Origin of the sequence: Pseudomonas sp. MIACH (genome assembly GCF_001269925.1) — a bacterium.
Classification (GTDB): Bacteria; Pseudomonadota; Gammaproteobacteria; order Pseudomonadales; family Pseudomonadaceae; genus Aquipseudomonas.
The window spans coordinates 1-21,906 of sequence record NZ_LHVO01000022.1; the positions used below are offsets into that span (position 1 = coordinate 1).

Genomic DNA, 21,906 nt, shown 5'->3' on the forward strand with positions numbered 1-21,906 from the left:
CGGATGAGGTTGCCGAAGGCGTCATAGTCGTAGTGGCGGTCGCCCTGGATCATCAGGCGGTTGCCGGCGACGATGTCGGGGCCGGGGCGGTCTTGCATGAGCAGGTTGCCGGCCGGGGTGTGGCCGAAGCGTTCCTGCAGGTCCTGGGAGTGGTTGGCGCGGGTGAGGCGGCCTAGCGGGTCGTAGTGGTAGTGGTGTTCGCCTTTGCGGGTGTCGAGCAGGCGGGTGAGGTTGCCGGATGTGTCGTAGTCGTATTGACGTTGGTAGAGATGCTCTTGTTGCTGGGTGATCGCGTGGGCGTGCAGGCGTTGCTGGTCGTCGTAGTGGTAGTGGCTGAGGAGTTGGCCTTGTTGGCGCTGGTGTTCTTGGCCGGCCTTGAACAGATGAGAGGTCAGCGGCGCGCCGTTTAACTCGACCGTGGCGAGGTGGCCGCCTTTGGCGTGGTTGAAGGTGAGGCGGTTGTTGTCGGGCAGACGCAGGGTTTGAAGCTGGCCGCAGGCGTCGTAGCCATAGCGCAAGGTGCCCCAGCCCTGATGTTCGGCGGTGAGGCGGTTTTGTTGGTCATATTCGTAGGCCAGCGCCCAGTGGCCGTCGTCGACGCTGAGCAGGTTGCCCTGGCGGTCGTAGGCATATTCAACAACGCTGCCATCGGGCAGGGTTTTTCGTACGAGGCGTCCGGCGTGGTCTCGCTCGTAACGGGTAACGAGCTGACTGCCATCGTCACCGTGTTCGATTTTTTCCTGCAGGTTGCCGTTGAGGTCGTAGGCATAAGCCGTACGCTGCCCGTCAAAGCCGGTTTCCTGCTGGATCAGGCCGTTGGGGTGATAAGCAAGTCGGTAGGTCTCGCCAACCTCGTTTTCGATCTCGGTCAGCAGTAATCGCGCATTGTCGTAGCGGTAGTTGACCTGGGTACCGTCGGCGTTGATACGGCGGCTGATCAGGTGCAACCCATCGGCATATTCGTAGCGAGTAACGTGGCCCCGTTCATCGCGTTCGGCGGTGATTTTTCCGTAGGGGTTGTAGCTGTATTCCCGACATGCCCCACCGGGCAGCACCACGCGAACCAACCGACCCACGCTGTCCCACTGATACTGGGTCAGCGCGCCATGTTCATCCTCACGGGCAATCTGGCGCCCCAGGTCGTCATAGCGATACCGCTTGATCCCGCCATTGGGCAGTTGTTCCTCTATGAGCTGCCCACGGTCATTCCACACCAGCCGCTGACAACTGTGATCCGGATACCAAACCCCGACCAGTTGCCCGTATTTGTTGTAGCTGTAGTCCGTGACATGACCGTCGGGATCGATCTTACGAATGACATCGCCCTGGTCATTGCGCTCGTACTTCCAGACCGCCAGACCCCGCCTTACAACCCGTACGAAGCCATTGTCATGCTCGTAGGTTGTTGGCTCATCATCCCCGGGAAATAACGCGACCAGCCTTCCGGCTTCGTCGTACTGATACGCCGTCACAGCGCCCAGAGGATCCTGCTCAACCGTCAGCCGGCCCTTGTCATCGTAGGATTTGAAATGCTGGGCACCATCCGGATCTATCCGCTGTACCAGCCGCGCCCGGTCGTCATGGACATACACTTCCTGACTGCCATCGGCGTTATGCACCGTGACACGGCCGTCATCTCCCCAGGCATACCGCGTATCCATCTGGGAAAAACTGGCCCAATGCCGCACACACCGTGCGGCATTGCCAGACCGTTCCCACGCCCAGAAGAAACTCGCCCCACCGGCCAGTCCACGCTCAAGAATCACATGCTGATCGTCGTAGCGATAAACCTCGCGTTCACCTACCGCATTGGTCGCCGAGACCAGTCGGCCAGCGTCGTCGTAGGCGTAGGAAACGACGGTCTGCTCGGTAATCCAGACATACGGACCACGGCCTTCCGCCCGCTGTACCTGGTAGTCCACCGCCACGATGCGGTTCGATTCATAGCGCAGGAACAGCGCACAACCCGCACCGTTATCCAGCCGCTCAATGCGCCCCAAATAATCCCGAGCAATCCGCAGCCGGTTGTCGTACGCATCGCTGATCGAGACCAGCACACCGTCGCGAAAGTGATAAAACCGCGACGCCTGGGCCAGCACCAATTCATCCGGCGACGAGCCCAAATAGATCGCGGCTTCGGCCAGACTATTGGTGATGGCCGGTCGAGCAACACTCGGCATCGGAAATGAAGTAAGGCGATTTTCATGGTCCGTCCACACCACCGAATCGCCCGAAACAGAAAGCCGATGCGCCAGCGAGTGACTCCAGCCAAACCCCAACCCGCCATCCAGTTCCACCGCACTGGTGCGATATAGCCGCGTCCACTCAAACGGCAGGATTCCATCCAACGTGCCATCGGTTAGAGTGAGCAATTCCTCCCCGGTAACCATCGACACGGGGCAGCCGTTGGTTACCGTCTTATCCGAAGAAGCCGCCGCATCGCCCTTTGGATTTGTCGATACAGCAGGCACATCATCGACAGGCTCCTGCCTGACCAACACCGTCTTCTGTGTCTTGTTACGAACCGCCGGCACCGGGTTCGAAACCACGTGATCTCCCGCCTTCATCGGCGCAGCCGGTACGGTCTTGATCGCTGTCGCCGGGCCACCAAGCAGCAAAGGCTTCACCGCCTCGACATGCGCGTCCAACTTCGGCACGACCCACTGATCAGCCAGCCTCTCCAGCCACTGGCGCGCTCGTCCGGATTTGATATGTCCCAGCACCTGAGCGCCCAGGCGAATCTGCACGCCCATGCCCCGGGTCGCCCAGATCAAAAACAGATTGATCAACACCTCGCCGGTGATCTCGCCCAGCACTTCACACATCTCGGGCGGCGGTAGCAGGCGTATCCAACTGACCATGGCCGACAGGTAGATAAACAGCAGCGGCTCATCGCTGAGCACCGACAGCCCCTTTGCGATGGCGTCGTTGCCCAGCCTCAGCAGTTCATCGAGTTCAGTCTGGGAGATGTAGGCCAACAACTTCTGGCTGTTGGCCTTGAGGTCCGCCAACAAGTCATACAGCTGTGTGACGTTGTCCCACAGGTTGTAGAGCGCCTTGGCCATCCCGCTTGAAAACGCCAAACCTTGCATCACGCTACGTTCGGGCGGCGTGGCGTTGGCGAAGTCATCCCACAGGGGCTGGAAAGTCTTGGTCCATTCGTCACGCAGGCGACTTTCCAACCCCGCGATCACCGACTGATAAGACGCATGCAGCGCCTTGACGTGATCCTTGGAAACGTTGGGATAGAAGGTGATTTGGTACGGCTGGTTGCGATCACACTCGGTGATTTCGAGGATGCCGCTGGGGCCGATGGTTCGATGCAGTGGTGCGCCGAGCGGGCTGCCGTCCTGGGCAATGGCTTGCAGCATCACCGGCGTATTGCCGATTGGCACAAACCGAGTGCTTTCGAACATATGCACCAGAGTCAACGAGCCCTGGGCTTTGCACATAGCGACCGTTTTACTGGGGGCTTTGGAAGAAACCGGCGCCACCAGCGCCACCTCATCCCCCACCTTGAATACTTGCTCAACCTCCAGCGCCGAAACGCTCCAGAAGCTTTCGGCCCACTCATCAAAGGTACTCAGGCAACCGCGCAAGTCACGAAAGACGCGCTCAACGTCCGGCGCCTTGGCATCCATGGGGGCCAGGACAAAGCTGGCAATGATGGGAATCAAGAGGCAGCCCTTTCAACCAGGGCCTTAACAAAAACAACCATCTGCAATCCCTCGCACTGTTTAATCAGGCGAGGGACTTTGCAGCGGTTTTCAATGGCGGGGAGTAGGGCTTATCCGGCGGTCACGTGGGCCGTATCGACAACCTTTGTCTTCGCTCGTCCCAGCACCAGGCTGCACAGCGCCGGCAAAAACAACAGCGTCAGCACCGTGCCCACCAGCACCCCGCCAATCAGCACAAACGCCAGGGACGACCAGAACACCGATAGCGTCAGCGGAATAAACGCCAGCGCCGCTGCCAGCGCGGTCAATATCACCGGCCGCGCGCGCCGCACCGTGGCCTCGACAATCGCCGCGTGGATCGCCATGCCATGTTCCTGGTTCTGGCGGATCTGGTCGGTAAAGATCAGCGTGTTGCGCATCAGGATCCCACCGATGCCGATCAGCCCCAGGATTGCGTTGAACCCGAACGGCTGGTTGAACAGCAGCAAGGTCGGCACTGCGCCAATCAAGCCCAACGGCGCGGTGGCAAAGACCATGAACATCACGCCGAAGGAGCGCACCTGGAACATGATCACCGTGAGGGTCAACAGGATCATGATCGGGAACAGCGCCGCCAGCGCCACGTTGGCCTTGGCGCTTTCTTCCACCGGGCCGCCGATGTCGATCCGGTAACCGGCCGGCAGCCTGGCGATCAGCGGTTGCAGGTCCTTGTACACGGCCATTTCCACGTCGGGCGGTTGCACGCCGTCGATGATGTCGGCGCGCACTTCCACGGTGCTTGCGCGGTTGCGGCGCTTGAGGATCGGTTCTTCCATCACCGCCTGGAACTGCCCGACCTGGGCCAGTGGCACCGAAGTGCCGGCGTTGTTGGTCAGGGTCATGTTGTTGAGGTTACCGAGGTTCTCGCGCTGGTTGCCCTGGGCACGGGCGACCACGGACACGGTGCGGTTGCCCTCACGCACTTCGGTGATCGGGTTGCCGCTGAGCAAGGCATTGAGCTGGGACTTGACCTCGTTGGGGGTAAAACCCAGCAGGCGCAGGCGGTCTTGATCCAACACCAGGCGATAACCGCTGGTGCGCTCGCCCCAATCGAGAAAGGCGTCCTTGGTCAGCCTGTTGGCGGCGACCACCTTGCGCACGTCTTCGGACACCCCGCGCAGCACCTCCACATTCGGGCCTGACACGCGGAACACCACCGGGAACGGCACCGGTGGGCCGAACAGCAATTGGGTGACCCGTACCCGCGCCGCCGGAAACTCACCGGCCGCAATTCGCTCACGCATGCGCAGCTTCAAGGCGTCGCGGGCGTGGGAGTCCGGCGTCTGCACGATCAGCTTGGCAAACGCCGGGTCCGGCATTTCGGGGTTCAGTGACAGGAAGAAGCGTGGTGCACCGCCGCCCACGTAGGTGTCGACCATGCTGGTTTGCGGCTCTTGCAGCAGCGCCTTTTCCAACTGCGCCGCCACCGTTTCGGTACTCTTGAAGGCACTGCCGGGCGGCATATACACCTCAAGAATCAGCTCGGATCGGTCGGAGTTGGGGAAGAACTGTTTCTTCACCACGGCCATGCCCAGTACGCACAGCACAAACGCCGCCACCACCAGCCCGGTCACCCACCAACGCTGACGCACGCAGGCTTCAACCAGGCTGCGCAGTTTCTGGTAATAGCGCCCGGCATAAATCGCGTCGTGACCACCGGGCACCGGTTTGATCTGCGGCAGCAACTTCACGCCCAGGTACGGCGTGAACACCACCGCCACCAGCCACGACGAGATCAGTGCAAAGCCGACGATCCAGAAGATATTGCCGGCGTATTCCCCTGCACCGGACCGCGCAAACCCCACCGGCAGAAAGCCGATGATGGTCACCAGCGTACCGGTGAGCATCGGTGCCGCCGTGGAGCTCCAGGCGAAGGTGGCCGCATGAATGCGATCAAAACCTTCCTCCAGTTTCACCACCATCATTTCAATGGCGATGATCGCGTCATCCACCAGCAACCCCAGGGAAATGATCAGTGCGCCCAGGGTAATGCGGTCGAACTCACGCCCGGTGAGCAGCATGATCACAAACACCACCGACAAGGTCAGCGGCACCGCAGCCGCCACCACCAGGCCGACGCGAAAGCCCAACGCCAACAGGCTGATGATCATCACCACGGCCAGGGCGACGAAGAATTTGAGCATGAATTCATTCACCGCCAGGCTGATGTTTTTCGCCTGGTCGGAGACTTTGGCGAAGTTCACGCCCAAGGGCAGGTCCGCCTGGATCCGGGCTTCCTGGGCCTTGAGGCTTTTGTCCAGGTCCAGGCCGTTCCAGTGTTTTTCCATGATCACGCCGAGCATCAGCGCCGGGTCGCCCTGGTGGCGGATGCGGTAGCTGGGCGGGTCTTCATAACCGCGGCTGACGCTGGCCACATCGGCAATGCGCAGCACACGACCGTTGACTTCCAGGGGCACGTTTTCGATCAGCGCCAGGCTGTCGAAGGCGCCGTCCACACGGATATAGGCGCGGGCCCCGGCAGTTTCGACAAAGCCTGACGGGGCCACGGCGTTCTGTGCGGCGAGGGCGCTGAAGATCTGGTCCGGCTTGATGCCCAGGGTCGCCAGGCGCTCATAGGAGAACTCGACGAAGATCCGCTGCGCCTGCTCGCCGAGGATATTGACCTTCTTCACCCCCGGCAGATTGAGCAGGCCCTGGCGTAAATCCTCGGCCATTTGCACCTGTTGCCGATGGGGCAGGTGCTCGGCTTCCAGGGCATACAACGCAAAGTAAACATCGGAATATTCATCGTTGAAGAACGGCCCGATCACCCCGTTGGGTAGCCTGGCGGCTTCATCGCTGAGTTTTTTGCGCGTCTGGTAGAACAGGTCCTGGATTTCGCTGGGGCGCGTGGACTCCTTGTAGGTCATGCGCATCGACACAAAGCCCGGCTGGGCGATGGTCTCGACGCGGTCGTAGTAGTCGAGTTCCTGCAGGCGTTTTTCCAGGCGGTCGGCCACTTGCTCCTGCATTTCCTGGGCGGTGGCGCCGGGCCAGGCGGCGGTGATGGTCATGACCTTGACGGTAAACGACGGGTCTTCGGCGCGCCCCAGCTTGCCGAACGAGAAGATCCCGGCGGCGAGGATCGCAATGATCAAGAACAGTGTGACTGCGCGGTGCTTGACCGCCAGTTCCGAGAGGTTGATGCCGCGCATGCTCATTGGTCCTGTTTGCGGTTGAGGGCCAGTGCCTGGGCGGGCAGCAGGCGCACCGCATCGCCGCTGTGCAACAGGTGCGCGCCGAGGGCGACGACGATCTGGCCGGGGTTCACGCCGCTGTCGAGCAGGGCGTCTTCCTGGCCGAGGCTGGCGACCTTGACGGCGGCGAAGCTGACCTTGTCATCCGCGCCGATCAGCCACACGCCGGTGCCTTGTCCGGCATCGTGCAACGCACCGATGGGCACGCGGGTTTGTTGCGCCTGGCCGTTGCCTTGCAGGCGCACGGTGATGGTCGAACCGAGAGCGAAGCGCTCGACACCGCCGTGCAGCACATAACGGGCGCGATAGGTGCGGGTGGCAGGGTCGGCACTGGCGGACAGTTCGCGCAAGGTCGCCGTTACCGCCTGGTCGGGGGCGCCGAAGGGGAAGGCCAGGGCTTTTTGCGAGGCCTGGTCACGCTGGTTTTCCGGCAGATTGACGATGGCTTCGCGGGCGCCGTCATGGGCCAGGCGCGCGACGATTTGCCCCTCGGCCACCACTTGGCCGCGATCCACCCGCACGTCGGTGATGATGCCGTCGCCGTCGGCCTTGAGCACGGAGTAGGTACGACGGTTCTCGATCTGACTGGCGTCGGATTGCGCCGCGGCCAGCTCGGCCTCGGCCACGCGCAAGTTAGTCGCCGACTGGTCGAAGATCTGCCGCGACACCGCGCCGGTACTGGCCAGGCGCTGGTAGCGGTTTTCATCGTCGCGGCGTTGGCGCAGTTGTGCCTGGGCGGCGTTGACGCGGTTTTTCGCCGAGCGCAGGGCCAGCTCGAAATCGCCGATATCCAGCACCAGCAGGGTGTCGCCACGGGAGACATGCTGGCCGGGGTCGACCTTGCGTTCGATGACCTTGCCGCCGACCCGGAAGCCTAGGTCGCTTTCCGTACGCGCCGCCACGACACCGGTGTAGGCGCTTTGCTGAGTGCCGGCGGCTTCGACCTTGGCGGCGAGTACCGGACGCGGTTGCGGCACTTCGGCGGCGGTATCGGCCTGGCTGTTGCAGCCGCTGAGGATGACTAACAGGGCCAGGGGCGGGAAAAGACGCAAGGGGAGAGGGTGCATGTCGGGCTCCGGGGATGACCATTGGGCAAAAAATTATGGACATAATTTTTTACGCATATTATGGTCGAAATATAAATAAATCCAGCCCCGGATAATCCCCATGTCGAACGCCCCGGTCCCCTCGCGAAGCTTGTTGTTTTTACTGGTGGCCCTGACGGCACTGGGTGAAGTCTCGACCCAATTGATCATCCCCGGCTTGGGTGTGATCGAGCAGGCGCTGCTGGCGCCGCCTGGTTCGGCGTTGATGGCACTGTCGGCGTTTGTCGCCGCCTTTGGCCTGGGGCAACTGCTGTTCGGCCCGCTGTCGGACCGTATCGGCCGTCGTCCGGTGCTGATCGGCGGGCTGCTGCTGTATGTGCTGGCGACCTTGTCGATGCTGCTGGTCAATGACATCCACCAATTCATCGCCGCTCGCGTCGTGCAAGGCCTCGGCGCCTGCGCCGCATTGGTATTGGCGCGCACCGTAGTACGTGACGTGTGGAAGGCCGAGGCGGGGCCGGCGCTGGCGCTGACCATGATCGGCATGCTCTACGCCATCGTCGTCGCCCCGATGGTCGGCGGCCTGCTGATCAAGCTGCTGGGCTGGCGTGCGCCGATCCTGCTGGCACTGGTGATTGGCAGTGTGGTGTTACTGCTGGCGCTGCTGTTCTTTCGCGAGAGCAACCACGCCCTCGATCCCAGGGCCGGCCACTGGCGCACCCTCGGCGGGCAATACCTGGATTTGCTCAAGGGCCGCCAGTACCGCGCGTTTGCCGTGGCGCTGGCGTGCACCTATGGCGCCATGTTCGCGGTGATCGCTGGTTCTTCGGCGGTGTTCATCAACCTGTTGGGCTTGAGCAGCCTGGAGTACGGCATCAATTTTGGCCTGATCGTGTCGATGCTGATCATTGGTTCCACCTACGCCCGGCGCAACATCCTGCGTCTGGGGCCGCAACGGATCGTGGCGATGGGCGTGACGCTGGTGGCCATTGGCGGGATTGCCGCGCTGGTGATTTATGCGCTGTTCGGCCTGTCGGTACTGGGCCTGGATATTCCAATTGCGCTGGCGACCCTCGGCGGTGGCCTGGTATTGCCCGGTGCGGTGACCGGTGGGGTCATGCCCAACGCTCACCGCGCCGGTTTGGCGGCGGGCTTGATGGGCTTTGCGCAGATGTTCGGCGCGACCTGCAGCGGCCTGTTGCTGAGCCATCTGCGCGACGGCAGTGCCACGCCGATGATCATCATCCAGGCGTGTTTTGCAGTGACGGCCTTCGTGGCCTTCCATCTGCTGCGTGAGCGCCGTACCGCAGCGGTCGCGGCGGCTTGAGTTGTCACACTTTGTCCAAGTTATCCCGGGCTGGATGATTACGATTCTCTTTTGAGTCTAATCCGAAGGTCTTCGCCCATGCTGCCTGCTTTTCGTTTCTCGCCCCTGGCCCTGCTGGTTGCCGCCAGTCTTCATGCCCACGCGGATGAGCCCGTTGCCCTGGAACTCAATGATGTAGTGGTGACTGCATCCGGTTTTGCGCAAAACGTGGAAGACGCGCCGGCCTCGGTCACCGTAATCGATGGCGAGCAATTGCGTCGCAAGTCCTACCGCGACCTCGGCGATGCCGTGCGGGACGTCGAAGGTGTGACGGTCAACGGCGGGGCGAATGAAACCGATATCTCCATCCGTGGCATGCCTGCCGATTACACCCTGATCATGGTCGACGGCAAGCGCCAGAGCGCGCGGGAATCGCGGGTCAACGGCAACAGTGGTTACGAGCAGAGCTTTGTACCACCGGCTGCAGCCATCGAGCGGATTGAAGTGGTGCGCGGGCCGATGTCGTCGCTGTACGGCTCGGACGCCATCGGCGGGGTGATCAACGTGATCACACGCAAGGTCTCACCGACCTGGGGCGGCTCCATCGGGTATGACTACTCGGCGCGCCAGCACAGCGACCAGGGCAATGCACGCCAGACCCAGTTCTACCTCAGTGGCCCGCTCAAGGAAGATTTCCTTGGTTTGCAGGTGTGGGGCCGCTACCTGGACCGCCAGGCCGATGACGACATCGAGCAGACCAATGGCTTCAGCAAGGCTGACCACCGCGACCTCACCGCCCGCCTGGCCTTCACCCCCACTATCGACCACGACATCCTGCTGGAAGGCGGCGCCACGCGCTTGAAGAATGGCGACGGCATGAGCGCCAACTGGGCCACCCGCGGACAGGAAAACAACCGCGATCACTGGTCGCTGTCCCATCAGGGCCGCTGGGGCTGGGCCACCTCGGACATTGCTTTGTCCCAGGAAACCTCCAGCCGTGAAGGCAAGGCGACACCGGCTCAGACTGACATCTACGGGCGCAAACCCGAGATCAAGAACACTGTGTTTGACGCCAAGCTGGTGATGCCCACCGCCCGCAACGTCAGCACCGTGGGCGTGCAATGGAATAAAAGCGAACTGACCGACTGGAACCAGGGCCTTGGGGATCGCGTCGACTATAAATTCTCGGTGGTGCAAAAAGCGCTGTTCGCGGAAAACGAATGGTCGATGACCGACAGCTTCGCCCTGACCACCGGCCTGCGCCTGGATGAGCACGAAGAGTACGGTGCCCACGTCAGCCCACGGGTCTACGGGGTGTGGCGTGCCACCGAACAATGGACGTTCAAGGGCGGTATCGCCCGAGGTTTCAAGGCGCCTGAATTGCGTGCGGTGGTTGAGGATTACGCTTACCTGCGCCGCAACCGCTTCGTGATGTTCGGCAACCCCGACCTCAAGCCCGAGACCAGCACCAACTATGAAGTCTCGGCGCTGTGGAGCAACCGCGACAACCTGTCCGGCGGCGTGACGCTGTTCTACAACGACTTCCAAGACAAGCTCTCTACTGTCACCACCGACCGACGCTGGAACGGCTACACCATCATGGAACGGGTCAACGTCGACAAGGCGATCATCCAGGGCGTCGAGCTCAACGGCCAATGGGACATCAACCCCAGCGTGCTGCTCAAGGCCAACTACACCTACACCGATTCCGAGCAGAAAAGCGGCGCCAACAAAGGCGCGCCCCTGGCCCTCACACCGGAGCAAAAAGCCAATGTGCGCACCGAGTGGACCCTCAACGACCGCACCCAGGCCTGGGCCTCGCTGAGCTACTACGGTGAGGAAACCGGCAACACCATTACCACCGACAAACCGGCACCGGGCTACACCACCGCCGACCTCGGGGGTTCCTATGACGTGAGCGATTCGCTGACCCTCAACGCCTCCCTCAACAACCTCACCGACAAGCGTCTGGACGATGAAACCTACGGCACGGTGAACTACGGCCGCACCCTGTGGATGGGCGCTACGCTCAACTTCTAAAGCGCTGTAGGCAATCGCACCACCGCGCACAGGCCGGCCGGTGGGCGATTCTCCAAGACCAGCTCGCCGCCATGGGCCTGGATGCACGACCGTGCGATCGCCAGGCCGAGCCCCACGCCGCCGTCACTGACACCCCGTTGCACGAAGGGCTCGAAGACTTTGCTCAACCACGCTTCGGGCAAGCCTTGGCCGTGGTCGAGAATCTCGATGCGCAGCCAGCCGTTGTCCTCGCGAACCAGGTTCAGGTCGGCATCGCCGGCGTGGCGCAGGGCGTTGTCGATCAGGTTGGTCAGTGCGCGTTTGAGCGCCAGCGGCCGGCAGGTCAGCCGTAACGGTGGTGCGCCGGCCCAGGTGACGGGCTGTCGCAGGCGTTGGTAACGCTTGGCCAGGTCATCCAGCAAGTCGCTCAACGAAAGCGTGGTGGTAGCTTCCTGCACCGTGTCGTCGCGCACGAAATTCAGGGTTTCACGCACCATCGCGCTCAGTTCGGCGAGACTTTCGAGCATGTCATCGCGGGCTGCGCCGGGCTCCAGCAATTCCACTTGCAGGCGCAGCTCGGTGATCGGCGTGTTCAGGTCGTGGCTGACTGCTGCGAGCATCCGCGTACGGCCTTCGACATGCCGGGCGAGGTTGGCCTGCATGGTGTTGAAGGCGGCGGTGAGGTCGCGGGCTTCCTGCGGGCCGATTTGCGCCAGCGGTGCGATCCATTCACCGCGGCTGACGCGCTCGGTGGCCTGGGCCAGGGTCTTGATCGGGTGCACCACGCGGGCAATGAAAAACATCACGATCAGCAGCACCGGCAGCGTGGTCACCGGCAGGCTGTAGGCCAGGACGCGGCCCCATTCATAGGCGCCGGCGGGGTATTGCACGGCATTCAGGTAGGTACCGTCGGGCAGCGGCACGCTGCTGCGCAGGCGCAACGGCGCCCAGCCGGCGGGGCTGAACACATGGGTGCGGGCGTCGGCGCCGCTGATGCGCTCCAATTGCATGCCGATGGTGGTGGCGTTATCCAGCTGTAATTGGTGGCGCAGCTCGTTGGCCAGGCGCTGTTCTTCCGGGCGTTGGGCAAACGGCGCGACCTCTGGTGTGGGCGCGATCCAGAAGCGTGTGTCGCCGGTGCTCATGCCGGCCAGCAGGTGCGCGGTTTCATTGGCGGGCAGGTCGATTGCGGTGTGATGCGCAATCCCCAGGCGTTCCAGGCTGAAACTGCGCGACAGCGGGTGGATCAGGCTGCCGGTGCGTTGCAGAAACAACATCGCAATGGCGTTCGACGCCAGCAATGCCAGCAGCAACAACAGGCTCAACTGCCGGGCCAGGGTGCGCGGCCACAGCCTGCTCAGGGCGTGCATTCGCTGACCTCGGCCGCCAATAGATAGCCGCCACCCCAGATGGTGCGCAGCAGTTCCGGTGCTTCATCGCCCTGGGCCAGCTTGCGGCGCAGGCGGCTGACTTGCCGGTCGATGGCGCGGTCGCTGACATCGCTGTCGGCGGCGGCGGTGAGGTCGATCAGGCGTTCGCGGGGCAGTAGGGTATTGGGATGGGTGAGAAACACCTGCAGCAACCGGCTTTCAGCGGTGCTGAGTTGGATGTCGGGGTGGGCATCGCGGCGTAAGGTGGCGCTGGTCACGCTGAAGTGCCAGCCGCAGAACTGATAGGCCCTTGCGCCAGTGCTGGGCGCGGTGGGGCCGGTGGCGCGGCCCTGACGGCGCAGTACGCTGTTGATACGCGCCACCAGCTCCCGGGGCTCGAAGGGCTTGGTGACGTAGTCGTCGGCACCCAGGTCCAGGCCACGCACACGATCGGCGGCGGTGTCGCGGGCGGTCAGAAGGATCACCGGCGTGTTGCTGCGCCGATGCAACTGGTTGCACAACTCAAAGCCATCGCCATCGGGCAACAGCACGTCGAGCACCACCACATCGAACGCCTGGGTCTTGAGCAATTGCCACATGCCGGCCGCGTCTTCAGCGGTGCGCACATCAAAGGTGTGGCGCCGCAGATACGTGGCCAGGGGTTCGCGAATCTTGCGGTGGTCATCCACCACCAGCACGCGCGGTGCGGCAGGCGCAGGGGCAAACGGCATTGCGGCCCTCGGAGGGTTGAGCGGGAGAGGGCGGATATTACTACGAGTCATTATCATTAACGCTGTTTTTGTGCGAATGTTGCGGTCCATCGTTCTGTCAGTAGGACGATCAAGGTTGCTTTTAGCCTCTAGCGCCGAATTGATACGAGTTTTAAGGTGTATGCACTTTGGAGGACTACCATGAAAAAACTCATCGGCATCTACACCAGCCCTCGCGCCCATTGGGTCGGCGACGGTTTCCCTGTGCGCACGCTGTTTTCCTACGACTCGATGGGCAAGCACATCAGCCCATTCCTGCTCCTGGACCACGCCGGCCCGGCCGATTTCACCCCGACAGACCAGCGTCGCGGCGTCGGCCAGCACCCCCATCGCGGCTTTGAAACCGTGACCATCGTCTACGACGGCGAAGTCGAACACCGCGATTCCACCGGCGCTGGCGGCAAAATCGGCCCGGGCGATGTGCAATGGATGACCGCCGCCAAGGGCATCCTCCACGAGGAATTTCACTCCGCAGCGTTCGCCCGCAGCGGCGGCGTGATGGAGATGGTGCAACTGTGGGTCAACCTGCCCGCCAAGGACAAAATGGCCGACGCGGGTTACCAGACCCTCGTCGACGGCGATATCCCCGTGCTGCCCTTGGCCAACGACGCCGGCCACCTGCGCCTGATCGCCGGTGAGTTCGCCGGCACCCAGGGCCCGGCGCGCTCCTTCACGCCGATCGACGTGTGGGACCTGCGCCTCAACGCCGGCAAGCCCGTCACCCTGGACCTGCACGCCGGGCGCAACACCGCCCTGGTGATCCTGCGCGGCACGGTGCTGGTCAATGGCGAAGAAGTCGCACGCCAAGGTCAACTGGCGTTGTTCGAACGTGAGGGCCGTCAACTCACCCTGGAGTCCAACGACGACGCCAAGGTGTTGCTGCTCAGCGGCGAGCCGATTGACGAGCCTATCGTTGGGCATGGACCGTTTGTGATGAATACCGAGCAGGAGATTCACCAGGCGTTCGCGGATTTCCAATCGGGTCGTTTCGGACAGATGCAGGATTAAGGTCGGCCACAAGGCCAATGTGGGAGGGGGCAAGCCTTCTCCCACATCTGTTTTTGCTATACCCCGGAACGGCATTTCATGCGATCTTCCCGTCATTCGCCCTGGAGTCGCCTGGATGCCCTCATTTATCGCTGATCACCCGATGCTGTGCGCCGTGGCGCTGATCTTTATCGACATCGCCGTGTGGCGCCTGATCTCTGCCGACCTGGCCAATTGGAAGCTGGCTGCGCGACTGGCGATTTTTGCCGTGTTCAGTGCCGTGCTGTTCAACGACGGCATGAACCCCATGCAACTCGCGCCCTACACCGACAACACCGCCTTGCACCTGGCCGCCACGGCCCTGCAGATCGGCTGGTGGCTGTTTGCGGCGCGTACGCTGACGGTGTTGCTGGGCGCGGTGATGATGCAGCGGGTGGGTCACACCGGGCGATTGTTGCAGGACCTGATGGGCGCGGTGATTTTCCTCATCGCGATCATCGCCGCCATGGCCTACGTGCTCGACCTGCCGGTCAAGGGCGTGCTGGCCACCTCCGGTGCGGTTGCGATCATCGTCGGCCTGGCGTTGCAAAGTACCCTGAGCGATGTGTTTTCCGGGATCGTGCTCAACACCACCAAGCCTTATCAGATCGATGACTGGATCTCCATCGACGGCACCGAAGGGCGGGTCATCGACATCGACTGGCGCGCCACGCGCCTGCAAACCTCCCAAGGCAGCATGGCGGTGATCCCCAACTCCCTGGCGGCCAAGGCCAAGATCATCAACTTCTCGCGTCCGGCGGATATGTTCGGCCTGGCGGTCAGCCTGCAGGTCAGCCCCCATGCACGTCCGCAAACCGTGATCGAAGCATTGGAACGTGCGATGCAGGGTTGCCGGCCACTGTTGGCCAAGCCTGCGCCGAGCGTGGCGTTCAAGACCTCCGCCAGTGGCGGCGTGGAATATGAAATCAGCGGCTTCGTGCCGGCCATGGCCCTCAAACGCGAGGTGCGCAACCAGCTCTATGACCTTGCGTTCCGGCACTTGCAAGCGGCGGGCGTGGGCGTGTTGTCGGCGACCGAGAGCAGCGCGCCACCGGCCATGTCCGCCGCGCGGGCGTTGCTGGAGCGTTCGTCGATTTTCTCCACCCTGCGCCAGGAAGAGAAAGACACCTTCAGCCAGAACATGACCCTGCACACCTACCGCGCCGGCGAGATGATCCTGCCGGCGGGGGAGGTCAGCGATCATTTGTTTATCGTCGAGTCCGGCGTGGTCTCGGTGATGTTGACCAAGGGCGGCCATGTATTCGAAGCCGGGCGCATGGGGCCGGGAGAGGTGATTGGCGAGGCGGGCATCCTGTCGGATGAGGCGACGCTCGCGGACTTTTCCGCCAAGACCTTTTGCACGCTGTACCGCATCGAGAATGAATACTTGAAACCGTGCCTGGACGCGCGTCACGACATTGGCGAGGCGATGAAGGCGCTGTTGGATTTCCGTCTGCACGCCGCCCAGGTCCTGACCCAGGAGGCGCCAGCAGCGCCAGTGAAGAAGGGCTTCCTGCAGTGGCTTCGCCAACGCGGGCTCTGAGTGCTGGAATCCCGCGTTAAACACGACGTTGAAAAGATCATGGTGTCCCGGCGCGATATTAAATAGAATGAATCTCATTTGAGACTCAATCGCGCCGTGCAGGTTGTTGCCATGAATGATGCTGTAGTCCCCACGCACGCCCCCGAACTGACGCTGTCGAGCATGTACCGTGACCACCGCAGTTGGCTGGAAAGCTGGCTGCGCCGGCGCCTGGGCAATGCCTGGGATGCGGCCGACCTGAGCCAGGACACGTTTCTGCGGGTACTCGCCAGTGCCCAGCCGATTGCGCAGATGCAGGAACCCCGGGCGTACCTGGTGACGGTGGGCAAGCGCCTGCTGGTGAATTTTCATCAGCGTCGCAGCCTGGAGCAGGCGTATCTGAAGGCCCTGGCCACTTTGCCCGAGGCCTGTGTGCCGTCGCCCGAACAGCGCTGGCTGGTGCTGGAAACCCTGCAAGCCCTGGATGAATTGCTCGATGGCTTGCCGGTGCTGGTACGCCGCGCGTTTCTGTGGAGCCAATTGGAAGGCCTGGGCTATCGCGAGATTGCCGAGCGCCTGGAGGTGTCCGAACGGACGGTGAAGCGCTACATGGCCCAGGCCTACGAGCATTGCCTGCTGGTGGAGCTGTGAGTCGCGACGTTGCGCGCGCCGCCGCCCAGTGGCTGGCGCTGCTCGAATCCGGCGCGGCCACCGAACGCGATCACGCCGCGTTGCAGCACTGGCGCGACAGCCATCCCCAGCATGAACAGACCTGGCAAAGAGCCCAAACCCTGCGCCAGCGTTTCAGCGACTTGCCCCAGGCGCTCGCAATGGCCAGTCTCGACCGCCCGCAACCGGGGCGGCGTGCCGTGCTCAAGCGTGCGTTGGGCTTGGCAGCGCTGGTGCCGACGGCCTGGCTGATCAGCCGCCAGTTGCCCATCGAGGCTTGGCGTGCCGACCTGAACACCGCCACTGGCGAACGCAAGCGCCTGCCCCTGGGCGACGGCGCCAGCCTGCAACTCAATACGGCCACGGCCGTGGATGTGGACCTGGCGCAGCGGCGCATCACCCTGGTCGACGGGGAGCTGGCGCTGAATGTACCGGGCTCGACGGCGATGAGCGTGCACACCCGCTACGGTGAGCTGAGGGTCAGCCAGGCTGAGTTGTGCGTACGCCAATTGACGTCCGGGTGTCTGGTCTCGGTGCTCAGGGGGGCGGTGCAGGTGCGTGATTTGAGTGGAAGACTGACGACGTTGCAGGGGGGCCAGCGAGCACCGTTGCAAACCGCCGGGCTTGGCGCCTGGGTGCCGTTCGATGTGCTGCAACTGGGCTGGCGCGATGGCGTGCTGACCGCGCAGAACCAAGCGTTGGGTGACTTTTTGCGCGAGCTGGAACGTTATCGGCCCGGTGTGTTGCGCTGGGATCCAAGCCTGGAAGCGCTGCGGGTGACCGGCAGTTTCCGCCTGGATGACACCGACCGTATCCTCAACCTGCTGGCCTCGACCCTGGGGTTGGAAGTGCAATCTCGAACGCGTTATTGGGTGAGCTTGCGCAAGGCGGCTTGATGCGGTTTTGTGGCCAGCCTGCTTGTTGCGGTGAGCAGGCTGGCTGTGGTGAGTAGTCCTCAGATCACGTGGGCACGCTGCAACTCGGTCAAGGCCAGCGCCTTGAGCCGGGCCAGCAACGGATCACGTCGGTCTCTCGGGTGGGGCAGGTCGACCGCCAGTTCCTGGCGAATACTGCTGGGCCGGTTGTCCATCACCAGCACCCGATCACTCAGGTACAGTGCCTCGTCCACATCATGGGTCACCAGCAACAGGGCGATGGCGTGGTGCGCGGCCAGTTGCAGCAGCAAGTCCTGGAGCTTCACGCGGGTGAAGGCATCCACCGCACTGAACGGTTCATCCAGCAACAGCACCTGCGGGCGTGAATACAGGCCGCGTGCGATCGCCACCCGCTGTGCCATGCCGCCGGACAACGCCTTGGGCAGCGCCTGGGCGAAGCCCTTGAGGCCGACTTCCTCGATCAATTGCGCAACCCAGGCCTTGTCGTAGTGGTGGTCATCGCTGAAACCGATGTTCTGCTCGACCGTGAGCCAGGGCATCAGCCGAGGCTCCTGGAACACAAACGCCACTTGGCCGTCGGGGCTTTGCAGCTCGCCCTGAAAGTCGGTTTCCAGCCCGGCGACAATCCGCAGCAAGGTACTTTTGCCGCAGCCGCTGGGGCCCAGCAGGCTGACGGCTTCGCGAGGCTGCAAGGCCAGGCGCACGTCTTTCAACACGGTGGTGCTGGCGAAGCTTTTACGCTCCACCCGAATGTCCAATAACGGCTGGGTACTCATTGTTCCGCTCCTTGGCCGTTGAAGGTATCGCGCCAGGCCAGGCAGCGTTTCTCCAGCGCCGCGAGCAGGCCGTCGCTGACCTTGCCCAGTAGCGCCAACACGACAATGGCGGCCAGCACAATGTCGGGCCGCGAGGTTTCCCGCCCATCGCTGAGCAGGTAACCCAAGCCCTTGGTCGCCGCGATCAGCTCGGCCGCCACGAGGAACATCCACGCCAGGCTCAAGCCACTGCGCAGCCCGGTGAACAGGCCGGGCAGGGCCGCGGGCAGCAGGATCCGCCGCACCAGGCGGCGGCGACTGAAACCGTACATCTGGCCCACTTCCACCAGCTTGCGGTCGATATCGCGAATCGCCGCGACACCATTGAGGTACACCGGGAAAAACGCGCCAATGGCGATCAACACAATCTTCGAGGTTTCATCGATGCCCAGCCACAGCAACAGCAAGGGCACCCAGGCCAGGCTTGGGATCGAGCGCAGCCCGGCGAACGTCGGTTCCAGGTAGGCTTCGGCCTCACGGCTCAAACCGACCCAGGCAGCGAAGACCAGGGCCAGGCTGGCGCCGATGGCAAAGCCCAGCAGCACCCGCGCGAGGCTGGCGCTGATGTGCTTCCACAAGGCGCCCTCGGCCAGGTCGGTGAGGGTCACGGCGATCTCGCTGGGGGCCGGCATCTGGTAGGACGGCAGCCAGCCTACCCGCACGACCACTTCCAGGATCAACAGGATCAGCACCGGCAGGACCAGGCCTTTGAACCGTCGTGGCCAGGCGCTGCGCTGGCTGGCCACGGGGGCCGGAAGGGGCAATGCTTGGCTTTCGCTGGTCATCAGCGCCCCTTACTGCTGCGGCAGGGTTTGGCCAAACGAAGGGTCGATCAGTTGATCGATCACCTGGTCCACATTTACCCCACGACGCACCAATTCCTCGGACACCAGGATCGGCGCCGCTGACTTGGACGACTGCACATCCTTGGCGCTCAACAACGGCGTACTCAGATCGGTGCGCGACAGTTGCAGCTTGGCCACTTCCAACGGCAGGCCGGATTCATCCGCCAGCAGCTTGGCGAATTCATCCGGGTGCTTCACGGCCCAATCCCGGGCTTTTTCATAAGCGCCAAGCACCTTGGTGATGGTCTGTGGGTGCGCCTTGGCGAACTTCTCGGTGACGCTCACCACGCCATAGCTGTTGAAGTCCTTGTTGCGATACAGCAGGCGCGAACCGGCCTGGATTTGACTGGCGGCCATGTGCGGATCGAGACCGGCCCAGGCGTCCACGTCACCTTTTTCCAAGGCGGTGCGGCCGTCGGGATGTTGCAGGTGCACCAGCTCCACGTCGTCTTTTTTCAGCCCGGCCTGTTGCAGGCTGCGCAGGGTGAACAGGTACGGATCGGTGCCTTTGGTGGCGGCGATTTTCTTGCCCTTCAGGTCGCTGACGCTGTTGAGTGGTGAGTCCTTGCGTACCACCAGGGCCGTCCATTCGGCGCGGCTGTAGACGTAAACCGATTTGATCGGGCTGCCATTGGCCCGGCTCAACACGGCAGACAAGCTGGCCGACGAAGCGAAATCCACGCCGCCGCTGTTGAGGTATTCCAGGGAGCGGTTGCTGCCCTGGCTCAGGACCCAGCCGACTTTACTCTGGGGCAGGGCCTGTTCCAGCCAGCCGAAGTGCTTGAGCACCAGGCTGACCGGCGAGTAGTAGGCGTAGTCGAGGTTGACTTCGGCGGGATCGGTTTCGGCGGCATATGCCTGCGGCTGCAGGCTCAGGACGAGGGCGCAGGCGCCGAGTAAACGCTGGGTGAAGGGTTTCATGGAACAGCTCCGGACAAGGCGTTGAGAGAAGGCTTTTCTTATATTCAGAAAGATGATTTTTAATGTATCATCATGCTTTACAGGAATATGCAGTCTCTATGCCAAGGTCACCGCTACCCCGCGTAGATATGGTCTTAACCGTAAATATCGCCTTATCCAAAACCGCAGCTGCTACGGGGGTAGCAGATTGTTGATCGGCTGTTGGTGGGGCAACAGTGCGCATATGTTTTTATGGAATAAATAAAGAGTTATATATTCCTTTTAATGTTCTGCGCGATAGCGCACTTTGAAGGCCTGCGCATTCGTGCGGATTGACCCAACAGCCAAAAGGAAAGCCGACATGACCATTAAAGCGATCAACGTGCGCAACCAGTTCAAGGGCGTGATCAAGGAAATTCTGCTGGGGGAGGTGGTGTCCGAAATCGACGTGCAAACCGCGTCCGGCATCGTCACTTCGGTGATCACCACGCGCTCGGTGCGTGACCTGGAATTGAAAGTAGGCAGTGAAGTGATTGCCTTTGTGAAGTCCACCGAAGTGTCCATCGCCAAGCTGTGACGCCCACCTGATGTGGGAGCGCTGCTCCCACATTGATAAAGCCTGCGACGGTGCCTCAGCGCTGCTGCAGCGCACGCTCCATACGTTGCAGACCCTCTTCCAGCAAAGCCCGTGGGCAGCCGAAGTTCAGGCGCACGAACTGCTGGCTGTCGTCACCGAATTCGATCCCCGCACTCAACCCAACCTTGGCCTGCTCCAGGAAGAATTGCTGTGGGTCGTCCAGGCCCAGGGCGGTGCAATCCAGCCAGGCCAGGAACGTGCCTTGTGGCGCGTGCATCACCACGCCGGGTAAGCGGGTTTGCACGGCGTCGAACAGGTAATCGCGGTTGGCTTGCAGGTAGTGCTTCAGCGCGTCGAGCCATGCGCCGCACTGGCTGTAGGCGGCGCGGGTGGCTTCCAGGCCCAGGGGGCTGACGCTGTCGACCATGCCGCAGCGGGCCTGGTTGAAGCGTTCGCGAATCTCGGCGTTCTGGATCACGGCAAAGCAGGTCTTCAAACCGGCTACGTTGTAGGCCTTGCTCGCCGACATCAGTGTGATGGTGCGCTGGGCAATCTCCGGGCTGAGGCTGGCGGTGGGGATGTGGCGGCGGCCGTCGAAGCACAGCTCGGCGTGGATTTCGTCACTGATGATCAGCGCGCCGTTTTCCAGGCAGGCATTGGCCACGGCCAACAGTTCTTCACGGGGGAAGACCTTGCCTATGGGGTTGTGCGGGTTGCTCAGCAGCAGTGCGCCGGCGCCGGTCAGGGCCTCGCGCAGGGCGGGCATTGGCGTGATGTATTCAGCGCCGCGCAATTGGAACGGTACTTCGATACGCGGCAGGTTCCAGTGGCCGGGCGCCAGGCGAATCGGCCGGTAGTTGGGGGTTTGCAGCACCACCGGCTGGCCCGGTTGTACAAAGGCGTGCAGCGCCATATTGAAACCGGGTTCGACGCCGGGCAGGAACAGCAGGTCGTCGGGCTGCACGCGCCAGGCGTACTTGGACCACAGGTCGGCGACGATGGCCTCGCGTACATCCGGGCCGGCCACGCTGTAGCCGAGAATCTGCTGGTCGAGGCGCGCATGCAGGGCTTGCAGCACGGCGGGCGGCGCGGCGATGTCCATGTCGGCAATCCACATCGGCAACACATCGGCCGGGTAGCGGTTCCACTTGGTGCTGCCGGTGCCGAGGCGGGGGTGGATCGTGTCGAAATCAAAGCTCATGAAAGGGCTCGTGTCAGGGAGGGCAGGCGGG

Annotated in this window: 16 protein-coding genes; 7 read left to right on the forward strand and 9 right to left on the reverse strand. The window is 62.6% G+C overall.

The genetic code is table 11. From position 1 onward, the window contains the following. The 3 genes from AD670_RS08170 to AD670_RS08180 all read right to left on the reverse strand — a co-directional run. The coding region (locus tag AD670_RS08170) for a DUF6531 domain-containing protein (protein WP_053130328.1) at positions 1 to 3,677 on the reverse strand (3,677 nt) is incomplete at its 3' end. A 110-nt stretch (positions 3,678 to 3,787) separates the two neighbouring features. Then, the gene (locus tag AD670_RS08175) at positions 3,788 to 6,871 is read right to left on the reverse strand and encodes an efflux RND transporter permease subunit (protein ID WP_053130331.1); all 3,084 of its coding nucleotides are present in this window, start codon (positions 6,869 to 6,871) and stop codon (positions 3,788 to 3,790) included. Between the two features lie 2 nt (positions 6,872 to 6,873). Beyond that, entirely contained in the window at positions 6,874 to 7,980 is a 1,107-nt protein-coding gene (locus AD670_RS08180; protein ID WP_053130334.1) for an efflux RND transporter periplasmic adaptor subunit, read from the reverse strand. A gap of 100 nt (positions 7,981 to 8,080) precedes the next feature. Between AD670_RS08180 and AD670_RS08185 the strand changes: the two genes are divergently transcribed. Together AD670_RS08185 and AD670_RS08190 are read left to right on the forward strand one after the other, a co-directional pair. Next, positions 8,081 to 9,286, forward strand: a complete 1,206-nt coding sequence (locus AD670_RS08185) for a multidrug effflux MFS transporter (protein ID WP_053130337.1) — start codon at positions 8,081 to 8,083, stop codon at positions 9,284 to 9,286. Between the two features lie 78 nt (positions 9,287 to 9,364). Further along, positions 9,365 to 11,305 (forward strand): TonB-dependent receptor domain-containing protein, encoded by a 1,941-nt coding sequence (locus AD670_RS08190; protein WP_053130340.1) that lies wholly within the window; start codon positions 9,365 to 9,367, stop codon positions 11,303 to 11,305. Here the strand turns inward: AD670_RS08190 and AD670_RS08195 are convergent. Both AD670_RS08195 and AD670_RS08200 read right to left on the reverse strand, forming a co-directional pair. Then, a complete protein-coding gene (locus tag AD670_RS08195; RefSeq protein ID WP_053130474.1) occupies positions 11,302 to 12,621 on the reverse strand; it encodes a HAMP domain-containing sensor histidine kinase in 1,320 nt (439 codons plus the stop codon). The genes AD670_RS08190 and AD670_RS08195 overlap by 4 nt on opposite strands. Before the next feature lie 20 nt (positions 12,622 to 12,641). After that, entirely contained in the window at positions 12,642 to 13,385 is a 744-nt protein-coding gene (locus tag AD670_RS08200) for a response regulator (RefSeq protein WP_053130343.1), read from the reverse strand. 180 nt (positions 13,386 to 13,565) lie between these two features. Here AD670_RS08200 and AD670_RS08205 point away from each other — a divergent pair, with 180 nt between their 5' ends. The 4 genes from AD670_RS08205 (at position 13,566) to AD670_RS08220 (ending at position 17,537) form a co-directional block, all read left to right on the forward strand. After that, positions 13,566 to 14,432: a pirin family protein gene (locus AD670_RS08205; RefSeq protein WP_053130346.1), complete on the forward strand. Its 867-nt coding sequence runs from the start codon at positions 13,566 to 13,568 to the stop codon at positions 14,430 to 14,432. Positions 14,433 to 14,547: 115 nt separating this feature from the next. Continuing rightward, positions 14,548 to 15,993, forward strand: a complete 1,446-nt coding sequence (locus tag AD670_RS08210) for a mechanosensitive ion channel domain-containing protein (protein ID WP_053130349.1) — start codon at positions 14,548 to 14,550, stop codon at positions 15,991 to 15,993. 111 nt (positions 15,994 to 16,104) lie between these two features. Next, positions 16,105 to 16,623, forward strand: coding sequence for a sigma-70 family RNA polymerase sigma factor (locus AD670_RS08215; protein ID WP_053130351.1), 519 nt, complete (start codon positions 16,105 to 16,107; stop codon positions 16,621 to 16,623). Next, positions 16,620 to 17,537: a FecR domain-containing protein gene (locus AD670_RS08220; RefSeq protein WP_053130353.1), complete on the forward strand. Its 918-nt coding sequence runs from the start codon at positions 16,620 to 16,622 to the stop codon at positions 17,535 to 17,537. Before AD670_RS08215 ends, AD670_RS08220 begins: the two co-directional genes overlap by 4 nt. A gap of 59 nt (positions 17,538 to 17,596) precedes the next feature. On the opposite strand, the gene AD670_RS08225 is transcribed toward AD670_RS08220, so the two are convergent. From AD670_RS08225 to AD670_RS08235, 3 genes are read right to left on the reverse strand one after another with little or no spacing between them, the layout of a single operon-like run. Beyond that, positions 17,597 to 18,313: an ABC transporter ATP-binding protein gene (locus AD670_RS08225; RefSeq protein ID WP_053130355.1), complete on the reverse strand. Its 717-nt coding sequence runs from the start codon at positions 18,311 to 18,313 to the stop codon at positions 17,597 to 17,599. Then, positions 18,310 to 19,137, reverse strand: coding sequence for an ABC transporter permease (locus AD670_RS08230; protein ID WP_053130358.1), 828 nt, complete (start codon positions 19,135 to 19,137; stop codon positions 18,310 to 18,312). Before AD670_RS08230 ends, AD670_RS08225 begins: the two co-directional genes overlap by 4 nt. Before the next feature lie 9 nt (positions 19,138 to 19,146). Beyond that, positions 19,147 to 20,118 carry an aliphatic sulfonate ABC transporter substrate-binding protein gene (locus tag AD670_RS08235; RefSeq protein WP_053130360.1) on the reverse strand — a complete coding sequence of 324 codons (972 nt, stop codon included), beginning with the start codon at positions 20,116 to 20,118 and terminating at the stop codon, positions 19,147 to 19,149. A 340-nt stretch (positions 20,119 to 20,458) separates the two neighbouring features. Between AD670_RS08235 and AD670_RS08240 the strand changes: the two genes are divergently transcribed. Continuing rightward, entirely contained in the window at positions 20,459 to 20,674 is a 216-nt protein-coding gene (locus AD670_RS08240; protein WP_003173733.1) for a molybdopterin-binding protein, read from the forward strand. Between the two features lie 55 nt (positions 20,675 to 20,729). Here AD670_RS08240 and AD670_RS08245 read toward each other — a convergent pair whose 3' ends face one another. After that, complete coding sequence (locus AD670_RS08245; RefSeq protein WP_053130362.1) at positions 20,730 to 21,875, reverse strand: MalY/PatB family protein; 1,146 nt, start codon at positions 21,873 to 21,875, stop codon at positions 20,730 to 20,732. Between the last annotated feature and the right edge of the window lie 31 nt (positions 21,876 to 21,906).

Bases quoted from the DNA above. Each gene is read 5' to 3' on its own strand.
- AD670_RS08175 (WP_053130331.1), bottom strand. From the start codon at position 6,871: ATGCGCGGCATCAACCTCTCGGAACTGGCGGTCAAGCACCGCGCAGTC.
- AD670_RS08210 (WP_053130349.1), top strand. From the start codon at position 14,548: ATGCCCTCATTTATCGCTGATCACCCGATGCTGTGCGCCGTGGCGCTG.
- AD670_RS08190 (WP_053130340.1), top strand. From the start codon at position 9,365: ATGCTGCCTGCTTTTCGTTTCTCGCCCCTGGCCCTGCTGGTTGCCGCC.
- AD670_RS08180 (WP_053130334.1), bottom strand. From the start codon at position 7,980: ATGCACCCTCTCCCCTTGCGTCTTTTCCCGCCCCTGGCCCTGTTAGTC.
- AD670_RS08230 (WP_053130358.1), bottom strand. From the start codon at position 19,137: ATGACCAGCGAAAGCCAAGCATTGCCCCTTCCGGCCCCCGTGGCCAGC.
- AD670_RS08215 (WP_053130351.1), top strand. From the start codon at position 16,105: ATGAATGATGCTGTAGTCCCCACGCACGCCCCCGAACTGACGCTGTCG.
- AD670_RS08235 (WP_053130360.1), bottom strand. From the start codon at position 20,118: ATGAAACCCTTCACCCAGCGTTTACTCGGCGCCTGCGCCCTCGTCCTG.
- AD670_RS08240 (WP_003173733.1), top strand. From the start codon at position 20,459: ATGACCATTAAAGCGATCAACGTGCGCAACCAGTTCAAGGGCGTGATC.
- AD670_RS08205 (WP_053130346.1), top strand. From the start codon at position 13,566: ATGAAAAAACTCATCGGCATCTACACCAGCCCTCGCGCCCATTGGGTC.
- AD670_RS08225 (WP_053130355.1), bottom strand. From the start codon at position 18,313: ATGAGTACCCAGCCGTTATTGGACATTCGGGTGGAGCGTAAAAGCTTC.
- AD670_RS08200 (WP_053130343.1), bottom strand. From the start codon at position 13,385: ATGCCGTTTGCCCCTGCGCCTGCCGCACCGCGCGTGCTGGTGGTGGAT.
- AD670_RS08245 (WP_053130362.1), bottom strand. From the start codon at position 21,875: ATGAGCTTTGATTTCGACACGATCCACCCCCGCCTCGGCACCGGCAGC.
- AD670_RS08185 (WP_053130337.1), top strand. From the start codon at position 8,081: ATGTCGAACGCCCCGGTCCCCTCGCGAAGCTTGTTGTTTTTACTGGTG.